This is a genomic window from Streptomyces sp. NPDC051907 (assembly GCF_040681075.1).
Classification (GTDB): Bacteria; Actinomycetota; Actinomycetes; order Streptomycetales; family Streptomycetaceae; genus Streptomyces.
In genome coordinates this window covers 158881-171310 of record NZ_JBFAYB010000002.1, presented here as the reverse complement: position 1 = coordinate 171310, position 12430 = coordinate 158881, and the positions used below count along the sequence as shown (strand labels likewise).

Here is a 12430-nt window from a genome sequence, read left to right as displayed (position 1 = left end):
CCCCACCACGCCTGAGTGCCGCGCCGCGGCTGAGCGCCGCACCTCGGCTGAGTGCTCCACCAGGGCTGAGCGTCCCACCACGGCTGAGCGGCAGCGGGCGGGGTGTCAGCCCGCCGCCGAGGCGCCGTCGGCCTGTCGCTCGCGCGCTGAGCCGTTCTTACTGGTCGTCGCGCCCTGAGCCACGCTGCGCGACGAGTGCGTCGCGGATCTCCTTCAGCACCTCCAGCTCGGAGAGCTCGACCACTTCCTTCGCGCCTTCCTTGGCGGCCTCCCGGTCGGCCTTCCGCGCCAGGTACTTCGACATCGGCAGCACCATCAGGAAGTAGACGACCGCAGCGGTGATCAGGAAGGTGAGTGTGGCGCTGAGCACCGTGCCCCAGAGGATCTGGATGCCTTCGACCTCGCCGTTCACCACCTTGCAGCTGCCCTTCAGACAGGAGCTGTAGGAGTCGAGCTCCTTCGTCCCGAAGGCGCCGACGACCGGGTTGATGACGCCCTTCACCACGGAGTTCACGATCTGGGTGAACGCTGCGCCGATCACTACGGCCACGGCCAGGTCGATCACATTGCCGCGCATCAGGAAAGCCTTGAAGCCCTCCAGGACGCTGACCTTCTTCTCGCTCACCACTGAGCCTCTCTTCGCTGGGGCGGGACACGGAGCCAAACGCTCCGAAACCTACGTCAGCGCTTAACCGCACTGTCCAATCCGCACACGCGATCAGGTGGCTTGAGGGCATGTCGGTGCGAGCCGCACGAGCCGTGCGTACAGGGGTGGTCAGCACACCGTCACCGCCAGCCGCGACGTCGCTCCAGCGCCGGCAAGCGCCGCGGCCGTGGAGCGCGGAACGGAGAGCACGACCAGCGCGCCGCCCTCCGGATCCGACGCCTCACGCGACGCCCCGTTCATCTCCGCTACCTCATAAGGGACTTCACGCGGATCGTCACTCGGACCTTCACTCGGGTCTTTATGTGGGTCTTCGCGCGGAACGTCTCCCGCGTCAGCACGGGGGACGTTCCGCGGAACATTGCTCACGCGGACGCCAGACGCCACCACGCGCGCCGACGCACCCTCCCCCGCAGGGGAGTTGGGAGTCGCGATCACATCCACTCGGTCTCCCGGGCGCAGCAGCCTGACCGTCGCCGCGTCCGCGATGCGCACTGGAGCGGACACCATCTCGGCAGCCGTCGGTCGCTCCCGTTGCGGGTCGGTGGCCGGCGCACCGGCCCGTACGCCGTCGTCGCCGTGCGCGCCGGACGCCGCCAAGGCAGCCGCGGTCATGGCGAGACCGGCTGCCAGCGCGCGCCGCCTTCGGCGCATCGCCCGACGCAGCCGGTGTGCCCCGCCGCGCACCCGCAGCGGGGCGAACTCCGGCACACCGACAGGCTCCGGCACCTGGGAAGCCGGAAACGCGAACGGAAAGGAAGCCGGAGGAGGCGACAGAGGCGGCGGCACGGAATACGAGCGTGGAGGCAGTAGAAACCCGGAAAGGGGCAGGGACGAAGGGGGCCCGGACGAAGAGGGCCCAGGCGAAGAGGGCAGGGAGGAAGAGGGCAGGGACATGACGCACACCGCCTGTCGTGAGGAGAGGAGTGGAGCTGGACTGACCGCTCCTCACGATCCACGCTCGGCGAAGATCTCGCCGAGGCCTGTGGACGACCTTCGCGTTGTGGATAACTCCCTCACCCCGCAGAGGGATCCGCGCGGGGCGAGGGATCCATAGACGACACGAGATCCAGGGATCTATAGACGCCAAGAGATCTACAGACCGCAAGCGATCCATAGACAGCAGACAGCAGACAGCCGACACCAGACAGCGGGCGGCAGACAGCAGACTGCAGGACGTCGCCGGCTACGGCAGCTGAATCCCCGGGTCGATGCCGCCCAGCGCCCGCGTGCACAGGCAGTCGCGGTCCTCGTTCGCCGGCAGCTCCGCCACCGCGTCGAAGAGCACCGTGCGCAGCCGGTCGACATTGGAGGCGAAGACCTTCAGCACCTCCTCGTGGGAGACGCCCTCACCGCTCTCGGCCCCTGCGTCCAAGTCGGTGACGAGGGTCATCGTCGTGTAGCAGAGCTCCAGCTCGCGGGCGAGCACGGCCTCCGGGTGCCCGGTCATGCCGACCACCGACCAGCCCAGCGCCGCGTGCATCCGGGACTCCGCGCGGGTCGAGAACCGCGGTCCCTCGACGACCACCAGGGTTCCGCCGTCCACCGGCTCCCACCCCTGTCCGCGCGCTGCCGCGAGCGCCGTCTTGCGCCCGGCGGGGCAGTACGGGTCCGCCGGCGAGACGTGCACGACGTTCGGCAGTGTGCCGTCCGGCAGCGGCAGACCGTCGTAGAAGGTCTGGACGCGCGACTTCGTGCGGTCCACGAACTGATCCGGCACCAGCAGCGTCCCCGGGCCGTACTCCGGCCGCAGCCCGCCCACCGCGCACGGCCCGAGCACCTGCCGTACGCCCACCGAGCGCAGCGCCCAGAGGTTGGCGCGGTAGTTGATGCGGTGCGGCGGCAGATGGTGGCCGCGTCCGTGCCGGGGCAGGAAGGCGACCCGTCGCCCGGCGATCTGGCCGAGGAACAGGGAGTCGCTGGGGCTGCCGTAGGGGGTGTCTACCTGGATCTCGGTGACGTCCTTCATGAAGGAGTAGAGGCCCGAGCCGCCGATCACACCGATCTCTGCGTTCGCATCAGTCGCCATGGCGATCACAGTAGCCGCACCCCGAAAACGCGAAGGACCCCGCCGTGCACTACGGCGGGGTCCTTGCGAAGGTCTCAGAAAAGCGCCAGGTCAGGCGGCCGAGCTGCTGCCGCTGGAGCTGGAGGAGCTCGACGAGGAGGAGCTCGACGACGAGGAAGAAGACGACGACGTCGAGGAGGCGGCGGGCTTCGAGTCCGAGGACTTCGTGTCCGAGCCGTTCGACGAGGACGAGCTCGACGACGAGGCAGGCGAGCTGCTCGACGACGAGCCGCGGCTGTCGTTCCGGTAGAAGCCGGATCCCTTGAAGACGATGCCGACCGCCGAGAACACCTTCTTCAGGCGTCCATCGCAGCTGGGGCATACGGTCAGAGCGTCATCGGTGAACTTCTGCACCGCCTCGAGGCCCTCGCCGCATTCGGTGCACTGGTACTGGTAGGTCGGCACTGTGTCTTCCTCCTGGCACTCTTACTTAATGAGTGCTAACGACGGTCCATAGTGACGTATTCCGCGGGATCAGTCCACCGTGACCGGCACTCGGTGACCCACGCCACGCGCCGCGATCCGGCCCGCGGGCTTCGGCGAGAGCCGCGAGCGCAGCGCCACCATGGTCGTCAGGGCCAGTGCCGTGCCGACGAGCGGCACCACGAATCCGGCGCTCGCGCCGTGTCCGTCGGCCAGCCTTCCGGCGACCGTCACGGCCGCCGCCTGGCCCAGCGCCACGGCGCCGGTCAGCCAGGTGAAGGCCTCGGTGCGGGCCGTGGCCGGCACCAGCGATTCGACGAGCGTGTAGCCGGTGATCAGGGCGGGCGCGATGCACAGGCCGACCAGCAGGCCGAGGACGGCGAGCAGCGCCACGGAGTTAACCGCCCACAGAGTGGAGGCCGCGAGGGTCAGTGCCGCGTAGCCGAGGATCAGCCGGCGCCGGGGCCCGGTCTTCCAGGCGATGGCGCCGCACGCGATGCCGGCGAGCATGTTGCCGGCGGCGAAGACGCCGTACAGGAGGCCGTTGGCGCCGGGGTTGCCGATCTCCTCGGTGAAGGCGGTCAGCGAGACCTGCATTCCGCCGAAGACCGAGCCGATGCCGAGGAAGGCGATCGCGAGCACCCGCACACCCGGCACGCTGAGCGCGGACACATGCGGCTGGGAAGCGCTCGCGGCGGCGCGTACGGCCGGCTGGGTGGCGCGCTGGGCGGCGAAGAGCAGACCGCCGGCGAGCGTCAGCGCCGCCTCCGCGATCAGTCCGGCGGCCGGGTGCACGCCGGTGCACAGGGCGGTCGCCAGGACCGGCCCGACGACGAAGGTGAACTCGTCCGTGACGGACTCGAAGGCCGCCGCGGTCGACATCAGGGGCGATCCGTCGAGCTTGGCCGCCCAGCGGGCGCGGACCATGGGGCCGACCTGCGGCACGGAGGCGCCGGTCGGGACGGCCGCCGCGAACAGCGCCCATAGCGGTGCGTCCGCCAGCGCGAGCGCCGTCAGGGCAGCGACGGAGGCGGTGTGCACCAGGACGCCCGGCAACAGCACGGCGCGCTGGCCGAAGCGGTCCGCGAGCTTGCCGCTCTGCGGGGCGAAGAGCGCCATCGAGACGCCGGTGAAGGCGGCGACGGCGCCGGCGCTGCCATAGGAGCCGGTGGTGTGCTGGACGAGCAGGACGATGCCTATGGTCAGCATCGCGAAGGGCTGGCGCGCGGCGAAGCCCGGGAGAAGAAACGTCCAGACGCCGGGGGTGCGGAGCAGCTGCCCGTAGCCCGGGCGGTTGTCGGTAGCGACCGTGGATGCCACGGTCCGTGCCTTTCTACCGCCTGGTAGCGCTCCCTTGGCGCGCGCCGTACTCGTGATACGAGACGCACTGGAGCCGCCGAGAGCTGTCCTCTTGCGCGGAACTGCGGTAGATACCGGGGCCTGAGAAGGGCACCGCGGCCGCCATACGGTCGCGCCAGCTCTGCGTCAGGCAGAGTTGGTCGATCAGTGTGCCTTCATGGTACAGGGGATTTTGTCGCCGCACCTGGGAAGTAGGCCACACTTTTAGGCGTACACCTGGGATTAATCGGACGTTTCTCTTCCGTCGCTGCCAGAACCGTTTCCGCTCGGGCCGCTTCCACCCGGGCCGCTTCCGCTCGAAGACCGCCCTTGGCCGCTCGGACCTCTGCGGTTCACGCCGCCCCGGCCGCGGCGAGCCGCGCCGCCCCTGCCCGCGGAGTCGGCGCCGGGCCTGCCGTTCGCCCCCAGCCAGTAGGCCAGCTTTCCGCCCTGCCCCACGGCCCGCAGCCTGCGCTCCGCCGCGTCCCGCACCGGGTCCGTCGCCACCACCAGCAGCTCGTCGCCGCGCCGCAGCGCGGTCGAGGGCAGGGGCACGAAGCTCTTTCCGTCCCGTACGACAAGGGTGACCGCCGAGCCCGCCGGCAGCCGGAGCTCCGCGACCTCGACGCCGTGCATCTTCGAGCCGTCCGGGATCGCCACCGACAGCAGATGTCCGCGCAGCCGCTCCAGCGGCGCCGACTCGATCCCGAGGTCGGCGGCGTCGGACGCGTCGCCCAGTCGCAGCGCCCGGGCCAGCCAGGGCAGCGTCGGCCCCTGGACCAGGGTGTAGACGACGACGAGCACGAAGACGATGTTGAAGATCCGGTCGCTGCCCTCGACGCCGGAGACCATTGGAATGGTCGCGAGAATAATCGGCACGGCGCCGCGCAGTCCGGCCCACGACATCAGCACTTGCTCGGGCCAGGGGATACGGAAGGGCAGCAGGCTGACGAAGACCTCCAGCGGCCGGGCCACCATGGTCAGCACCAGGCCGACGACCACCGCCTTCCAGAAGTCGTGCACCAGCTCGTGCGGGGTCACCAGCAGGCCGAGCAGGACGAACATGCCGATCTGCGCGATCCAGCCCAGCCCCTCGGCGAACCCGCGGTTGGCGGGCGCGTGGGGGAGCTTGGAGTTCCCGAGCACCATGGAGGCGAGGTAGACGGCGAGGAAGCCGCTGCCGTGGGCCATGGCGCCGGCCGCGTACGCCAGCGCCGCGATGGCGATCACGGCGATCGGGTACAGGCCCGAGGCGGGCAGCGCCACATGCCGCAGTCCATAGGCGCCCAGCCAGCCCGTCGCCAGTCCGACGCCCGCGCCGATCGCCAGCTCCAGCGTGATCTTCCCGACGAGCACGTACCAGTCGTCCACCGGGCCCGCCGTCGAGAAGGCGACGACCAAGATCACCACAGGGGCGTCGTTGAAGCCGGACTCGGCCTCCAGCACACCGGTCACCCGGGACGGCAGCGGCACCTTGCGCAGTACGGAGAAGACCGCGGCCGCGTCCGTCGAGGAGACGACCGCGCCGATGATGAGCGCCTGGCGCCACTCCAGGCCGACCAGATAGTGCGCCCCCGCCGCCGTGACTCCCACGCTCACCGCGACGCCGACCGTCGACAGCATGACGGCCGCGGGCAACGCGGGCTTGATCTCCTTCCACTTGGTGCCCAGGCCGCCTTCGGCCAGGATCACGACAAGTGCGGCATAGCCGATCACCTGCGTCAGTTCCGCGTCGTCGAACCGGACGTCGAAGATCCCGTCCTGTCCGATGGCGATCCCGATCCCGAGGTACAGCAGCAGGCTGGGGAGCCCGCTCCGGGACGAGATGCGCACCGCCGCGACGGCGATGAGCAGAACGAGTGAGCAGATGAGCAGGAGTTCGTTGAGCTCGTGGACAGTCAGTGGCCGATCCTTCCCCTGGCGTCTGCGTGGCCGGAACGTTCTTCCGGCCCCAACACTTCGTTACCTTACCTAATCTTTAACGTTTCCTTGATGCGGTCGATCTTCCGTTCGAGCCGGGGTGCGGGAGCGCCCCGGGCGCCGCCTTACCGATACCGCGTCCGGCCCGGCTAGGAGCTGCGCCTAGAGTTGCTCCAGCACTCCCAGGACCACCCTGCCCCTCGAAGGACAGCGATGCCCGCCAACACAACCGCCTCTTCCCCCAAGAAGAAGAAGGGGCGACGCGCCCGCCTGCTCGTGATCGTCCTGGTGCTGGCGCTTGTCGCGGGTGTCGGATACGGCGCTTACTGGAGCATCAGCACCGTGCGCGCCTCCTTCCCCCAGACCACCGGGACCATCGAGCTCGACGGCCTCAAGGGCCAGGTCGAGGTCAAGCGCGACGACTATGGAATCCCGCAGATCTACGCGGACACCGACGAAGACCTGTTCCGCGCCCAGGGGTTCGTCCAGGCCCAGGACCGCTTCTGGGAGATGGACGTACGCCGTCATATGACGGCCGGCCGCCTCTCCGAGATGTTCGGCTCCAGCCAGGTCGACACGGACGCGTTCCTGCGCACCCTCGGCTGGCGCCAGGTGGCGCAGCAGGAGTACGACGACAAGCTCTCGCCGCAGACCAAGAAGTACCTCCAGGCGTACGCGGACGGCGTCAACGCCTACCTCAAGGGCCGCGAGGGCAAGGAGCTTTCCGTCGAGTACGCGGCTCTCGAGTTCAGCAACGACTACAAGCCCGAGCAGTGGACGCCGGTCGACTCGGTGGCCTGGCTCAAGGCGATGGCCTGGGACCTGCGCGGCAACATGCAGGAGGAGATCGACCGCTCGCTGCTGACCAGCAGGCTCAACGAGCAGCAGATCAAGGAGCTGTATCCGGCCTATCCGTACGACCGGAACAAGCCGATCGTGGGCGGCGGCGGCATCGACCCCGTCACCGGGAAGTTCGACCCGAAGGCCAAGCCGTCCGGGTCCGCGGGCGGCGCCAGCAGCGGTACGAACACCGGCAACGCGGGCAGCTCCCGCACCGGCAACGGCACGGGCACCGGGACCGGCAGGGGCACGGGAGCCGGCGCCGGCACGGCGAGCAACCCCGGCACCGCCGTCCAGGGCGTCAACTCGCAGCTCTCCGCGCTCTCCGAGTCCCTGGACGCCATCCCGGCGCTCCTCGGCCCGAGCGGCAGCGGCATCGGCTCCAACTCCTGGGTCGTCTCGGGCAAGTACACGACGACGAACAAGCCGCTGCTGGCCAACGACCCGCACCTCGCGCCGCAGCTGCCGTCCCTCTGGTACCAGATGGGTCTGCACTGCCGTCAGGTCTCGGCGTCCTGCCAGTACGACACCGCCGGCTACACCTTCTCCGGTACGCCCGGTGTGATCATCGGACACAACCAGGACATCGCCTGGGGCTTCACCAACCTCGGCGCGGACGTCACCGACCTCTACCTCGAGAAGCTCAGCGGCGACCGCTACCAGGTGGGCGACGAGGAGAAGCAGCTGACCAGGCGCGACGAGGTCATCAAGGTCGCGGGCGGCGCCTCCAGGAAGATCGTCGTCCGCTCCACCGCCCACGGCCCGCTCGTCTCCGACCGCAGCGACGAGCTGGAGACCGTCGGCCAGAAGGCCCCCGTCTCCAACTCCGCGCCCGACCGCGGCGCGGGCTACGGCGTGGCCCTCCAGTGGACCGCCCTGCAGCCGGGCAACACTATGGACGCCGTCTTCGAGCTGAACCGGGCCAAGGACTTCCAGCAGTTCCGCAAGGCGGCCTCGAAGTTCGAGGTCCCCTCGCAGAACCTGATCTACGCCGACGCCAAGGGCGGCATCGGCTACCAGGCGCCCGGCAAGATCCCGGTCCGCGCCACGGGCGACGGCTCGACGCCCGCTCCGGGCTGGGACCCGAACTACAAGTGGAAGGGCTACATCCCCTTCGACGAGATGCCGTACGAGGAGAACCCCGAGCGCGGCTACATCGTCACCGCCAACCAGTCCGTGATCAACGCGAAGAAGTACCCCTATCTGATCACCAAGGACTACGGCTATGGCGCGCGCAGCCAGCGGATCAACGATCTGATCGAGTCGAAGATCCAGGGCGGCGGCAAGATCTCGACCGAGGACATGCGCACCATGCAGATGGACAACAGCAGCGAGATCGCCAAGCTGCTGACGCCGTATCTGCTCAAGATCGACATCTCCGACCCGTACGTCCGCGAGGCCCAGAAGCTGCTGGAGGGCTGGGACTACACCCAGGAGCCGGACTCCGGCGCCGCCGCGTACTTCAACGCGGTCTGGCGCAACGTCCTCAAGCTGGCCTTCGGCAACAAGCTCCCCAAGGAGATGCGGCCCGAGGGGGAGTGCCTCAGCGTCCGTCCGGCCGACAGCACGGCCCCGGACGACGAGCTCAACCAGCGGGTGCGCGAGTGCGGCGAGCGGGACTCCGACTCGGCCCAGCCCGACGGAGGCGACCGCTGGTTCGAGGTCGTGCGCAAGATCCTCAAGGACGAGAAGAGCCATTGGTGGCGCTCCCCTGAGACGCGTACGGAGCCCGCCACCGTCACCCGGGACAAGCTGCTCGCGCGCGCTATGGACGACGCGCGCTGGGAGCTGACCGCCAAGCTCGGCAAGGACGCCTCCACGTGGAGCTGGGGGCGGCTGCACCAGCTGACCCTGAAGAACCAGACGCTCGGCACCGAGGGTCCCGGCTTCCTCCAGTTCGTGCTCAACCGCGGTCCGTGGAACCTGGGCGGCGGCGAGGCCACCGTCAACGCCACCGGCTGGAACGCGGCGACCGGCTATGAGGTGATCTGGGTGCCTTCGATGCGGATGGTCGTCACCGTCGGCGACTGGGACCGGTCCCGCTGGATCAATCTGACCGGCGCCTCGGGGCACGCCTACAGCGCGCACTACACCGACCAGACGGACAAGTGGGCGAACGGCGAGCTCCTCGACTGGCCCTATAGCGCCCAGGCGGTGTCGGGCAAGACGGTCGACACCCTCAAGCTCGTTCCGGCGTCCCGATGACACGGACGTCCCGATGACCCGGAGCGGGAACGGCGTCCACGCCGGCGTCAGGCCGGCTTGAAGCGCCGCACCGCCTCCGGTGTGACCACCGCGTGAACGGGGTGGTCGTGCGGCTCCTCAGGGACCCGCGCGACCACCTCGTTCGCGTAGAGGAGCACCACGAGCGCGGGGTCGGCGCCGGCCGCGGCGAGGCGGGCCAGGACGCGGTCGTACGAACCGCCTCCGCGGCCCAGCCGCATGCCGCGGCCGTCCACCGCGAGGCCGGGCAGGAGCACGGCGTCCGCCTCTGCCACGGCGCCCACGCCGAGCCGTTCGCCGTCCGGCTCCAGCAGGCCGCGGCCCGCGCGCACCAGATGGTCCGCCCCCTCGTACGCGCCCCAGTCCAGGTCGTTGTCCGCGAGCAGGACCGGAAGCAGGACGCGTACGCCGCGCTCGCGCAGCGCGTCGAGCAGCGCCCGCGTCCCGGGCTCGCGCCCCACGGAGACATACGCGGCGACCGTGCCGGCCTCGGACAGCTCCGGCAGATCCAGTGCCCGGCGCGCGAGAACCGCGGCGGCCTCCGTGACGTCCATAGGTGACAGAAGGCCCCGGGCATCGAGGAGTTCACGGCGCAACGCACTCTTTTCGGGCATATCATCGCTCACTGCGCGTTCCCAAACCTCTCGTATGATCATTTATGAGCAGGAAGTTAACCGGAAGCTCATCTTCTGCCCATACGCACCGGATAGGGTGCTCGGCATGACTCAGTCGCACCCCAGGATCAGCAAGGCTGTCATCCCTGCCGCAGGCCTCGGTACCCGGTTCCTGCCGGCCACGAAAGCCACTCCCAAAGAGATGCTGCCTGTCGTCGACAAGCCCGCGATCCAGTACGTCGTCGAGGAGGCGGTCTCGGCCGGCCTCTCCGATGTGCTCATGATCACAGGCCGCAACAAGCGCCCGCTCGAGGACCACTTCGACCGCAACTACGAGCTGGAGGAGGCGCTCACCCGCAAGGGCGACGCCGAACGCCTCGCGAAGGTCCAGGAGTCCAGCGACCTGGCCACCATGCACTACGTCCGCCAGGGCGACCCGCGCGGCCTCGGCCACGCCGTGCTCTGCGCCGCCCCGCACGTCGGCGACCAGCCCTTCGCGGTCCTGCTCGGCGACGACCTGATCGACCCGCGCGACCCGCTGCTCGCCCGGATGGTCGAGGTCCAGGAGCGCGAGGGCGGCAGCGTCATCGCGCTCATGGAGGTCGACCCCGAGCAGATCCATCTCTATGGCTGCGCGGCCGTCGAGCCGACCGCGGACGGCGACGTCGTCAAGATCACGAATCTGGTGGAGAAGCCCTCCCCGGCCGACGCGCCCAGCAACCTCGCGATCATCGGCCGGTACGTCCTCGACCCGGCCGTCTTCGACATACTCCGCAAGACCGAGCCGGGCCGCGGCAACGAGATCCAGCTCACCGACGCCCTGCAGAAGCTCGCCGAGAACGAGGACGTCGGCGGCCCGGTGCACGGAGTCGTCTTCAAGGGCCGCCGCTATGACACCGGCGACCGCGGCGACTATCTGCGGGCGATTGTCAGACTCGCGTGCGAACGTGAAGACCTGGGCCCGGAGTTCCGGACCTGGCTTCGCAGTTACGTGACCGAGGAGATGTAACACCGTGAGCAGCACGATCTGGTCGGTGGACGACCATCTGGCCGACATCCTCGGCGCGATCCGCCCGCTCGACCCCATCGAGCTGCAACTGCCCGACGCCCAGGGCTGCGTCCTGGTCGAGGACGTCACGGTCGCGGTCGCCCTGCCGCCCTTCGACAACAGCTCGATGGACGGGTACGCGGTCCGCACGGCCGACGTCTCGGGCGCGACCGAGGAGTTCCCCGCCGTCCTCACGGTCGTCGGGGACGTGGCCGCCGGCGCCGGCGGGCTGCCGACCGTCGGACCCGGCCAGGCGGCGCGCATCATGACCGGCGCGCCGCTGCCGCCCGGCGCCGAGGCCGTCGTCCCGGTCGAGTGGACCGACGGCGGGAGCGGCGGGGGAGCGGCCACGACGATGCGCCCGGCCGGCGAGGCCCCCGAGGGCGCGAGCGGCGAGGTGCGGGTGCACCGCCCGGTCGAGGCGCGCGCCCATGTCCGCGCCCGCGGCAGCGACGTCCAGGCGGGCGAGTTGGCGCTGGAGGCGGGCACGGTCCTGGGCCCGCCGCAGATCGGCCTGCTCGCCGCGATCGGCCGCGGCACCGTGCGCGTACGGCCCCGCCCGAGGGTCGTCGTGCTCTCCACCGGCAGCGAACTGGTGCAGCCCGGCGAGCAGTTGGCCGAGGGCCAGATCTACGACTCCAACAGCTTCGCGCTGGCCGCCGCCGCGCGCGACGCGGGCGCGCTCTCCTACCGCGTCGGCGCGGTCGCCGACGACGCGGAGACCCTGCGCGCCGCCATCGAGGACCAGCTGATCCGCGCCGACCTGCTGGTCACCACGGGCGGCGTGAGCGTCGGCGCGTACGACGTCGTGAAGGAGGCCCTCTCCTCGACGGGCGACGCGGACGAGCCGGGCAGCGGGATCGACTTCCGCAGGCTCGCCATGCAGCCCGGCAAGCCGCAGGGCTTCGGCGCCATCGGCCGCGACCACACCCCGCTGCTCGCGCTGCCCGGCAACCCGGTCTCCTCGTACGTCTCCTTCGAGCTGTTCGTGCGGCCGGCGATCAAGGCGCTGATGGGCCTCGAGGACGTCAGCCGGCCGACGGCGCGCGCGGTGCTCAAGTCCGACAAGGCCCTGTCGTCCCCGGCGGGCAAGCGCCAGTTCCTGCGCGGTTCGTACGACCGGGAGCAGGGCGCCGTCACTCCGGTGGGTGGCGCAGGCTCCCATCTGATCGCGGCCCTCGCCCACGCGGACTGCCTGATCATGGTCCCGGAGGCGGACACCTCGGTCGAGCCCGGCGCGGAGGTCGAGGTGGTCCTCCTCGGGTGACCGGGGTGCTGTGGCGGTACCGTGT

Annotated in this window: 10 protein-coding genes; 3 read left to right on the top strand and 7 right to left on the bottom strand. The window is 70.1% G+C overall.

Annotated features, from left to right (window positions below; genetic code table 11):
- Positions 1-157 precede the first annotated feature (157 nt).
- The 6 genes from mscL to AB0M39_RS02090 all read right to left on the bottom strand — a co-directional run bounded on the left by mscL (position 158) and on the right by AB0M39_RS02090 (position 6395).
- The gene (mscL, locus tag AB0M39_RS02115; protein ID WP_365359115.1) at positions 158-625 is read right to left on the bottom strand and encodes a large conductance mechanosensitive channel protein MscL; all 468 of its coding nucleotides are present in this window, start codon (positions 623-625) and stop codon (positions 158-160) included.
- Between the two features lie 150 nt (positions 626-775).
- Positions 776-1375: an RcpC/CpaB family pilus assembly protein gene (locus AB0M39_RS02110; RefSeq protein WP_365359113.1), complete on the bottom strand. Its 600-nt coding sequence runs from the start codon at positions 1373-1375 to the stop codon at positions 776-778.
- Positions 1376-1850: 475 nt separating this feature from the next.
- Positions 1851-2693 (bottom strand): S-methyl-5'-thioadenosine phosphorylase, encoded by an 843-nt coding sequence (locus AB0M39_RS02105; protein WP_365359111.1) that lies wholly within the window; start codon positions 2691-2693, stop codon positions 1851-1853.
- Positions 2694-2783: 90 nt separating this feature from the next.
- Positions 2784-3137, bottom strand: coding sequence for an FmdB family zinc ribbon protein (locus AB0M39_RS02100; RefSeq protein ID WP_365359109.1), 354 nt, complete (start codon positions 3135-3137; stop codon positions 2784-2786).
- Between the two features lie 69 nt (positions 3138-3206).
- Positions 3207-4475 (bottom strand): MFS transporter, encoded by a 1269-nt coding sequence (locus tag AB0M39_RS02095; RefSeq protein WP_365359107.1) that lies wholly within the window; start codon positions 4473-4475, stop codon positions 3207-3209.
- A 261-nt stretch (positions 4476-4736) separates the two neighbouring features.
- Positions 4737-6395 (bottom strand): potassium/proton antiporter, encoded by a 1659-nt coding sequence (locus tag AB0M39_RS02090; RefSeq protein WP_365359307.1) that lies wholly within the window; start codon positions 6393-6395, stop codon positions 4737-4739.
- A 231-nt stretch (positions 6396-6626) separates the two neighbouring features.
- Here AB0M39_RS02090 and AB0M39_RS02085 point away from each other — a divergent pair, with 231 nt between their 5' ends.
- Entirely contained in the window at positions 6627-9458 is a 2832-nt protein-coding gene (locus AB0M39_RS02085) for a penicillin acylase family protein (RefSeq protein ID WP_365359105.1), read from the top strand.
- Positions 9459-9505: 47 nt separating this feature from the next.
- Here the strand turns inward: AB0M39_RS02085 and AB0M39_RS02080 are convergent, their stop codons facing one another.
- On the bottom strand, positions 9506-10102 hold the full coding sequence (locus AB0M39_RS02080; RefSeq protein ID WP_365359103.1) for a 5-formyltetrahydrofolate cyclo-ligase: 597 nt from the start codon (positions 10100-10102) through the stop codon (positions 9506-9508).
- A gap of 94 nt (positions 10103-10196) precedes the next feature.
- Between AB0M39_RS02080 and galU the strand changes: the two genes are divergently transcribed.
- Complete coding sequence (gene galU / locus AB0M39_RS02075) at positions 10197-11099, top strand: UTP--glucose-1-phosphate uridylyltransferase GalU (protein ID WP_365359101.1); 903 nt, start codon at positions 10197-10199, stop codon at positions 11097-11099.
- Between the two features lie 4 nt (positions 11100-11103).
- The gene (gene glp, locus AB0M39_RS02070) at positions 11104-12405 is read left to right on the top strand and encodes a gephyrin-like molybdotransferase Glp (RefSeq protein WP_365359099.1); all 1302 of its coding nucleotides are present in this window, start codon (positions 11104-11106) and stop codon (positions 12403-12405) included.
- The last annotated feature ends 25 nt before the right edge of the window (positions 12406-12430 follow it).

Bases quoted from the DNA above. Each gene is read 5' to 3' on its own strand.
- galU (WP_365359101.1), top strand. From the start codon at position 10,197: ATGACTCAGTCGCACCCCAGGATCAGCAAGGCTGTCATCCCTGCCGCA.
- AB0M39_RS02085 (WP_365359105.1), top strand. From the start codon at position 6,627: ATGCCCGCCAACACAACCGCCTCTTCCCCCAAGAAGAAGAAGGGGCGA.
- AB0M39_RS02105 (WP_365359111.1), bottom strand. From the start codon at position 2,693: ATGGCGACTGATGCGAACGCAGAGATCGGTGTGATCGGCGGCTCGGGC.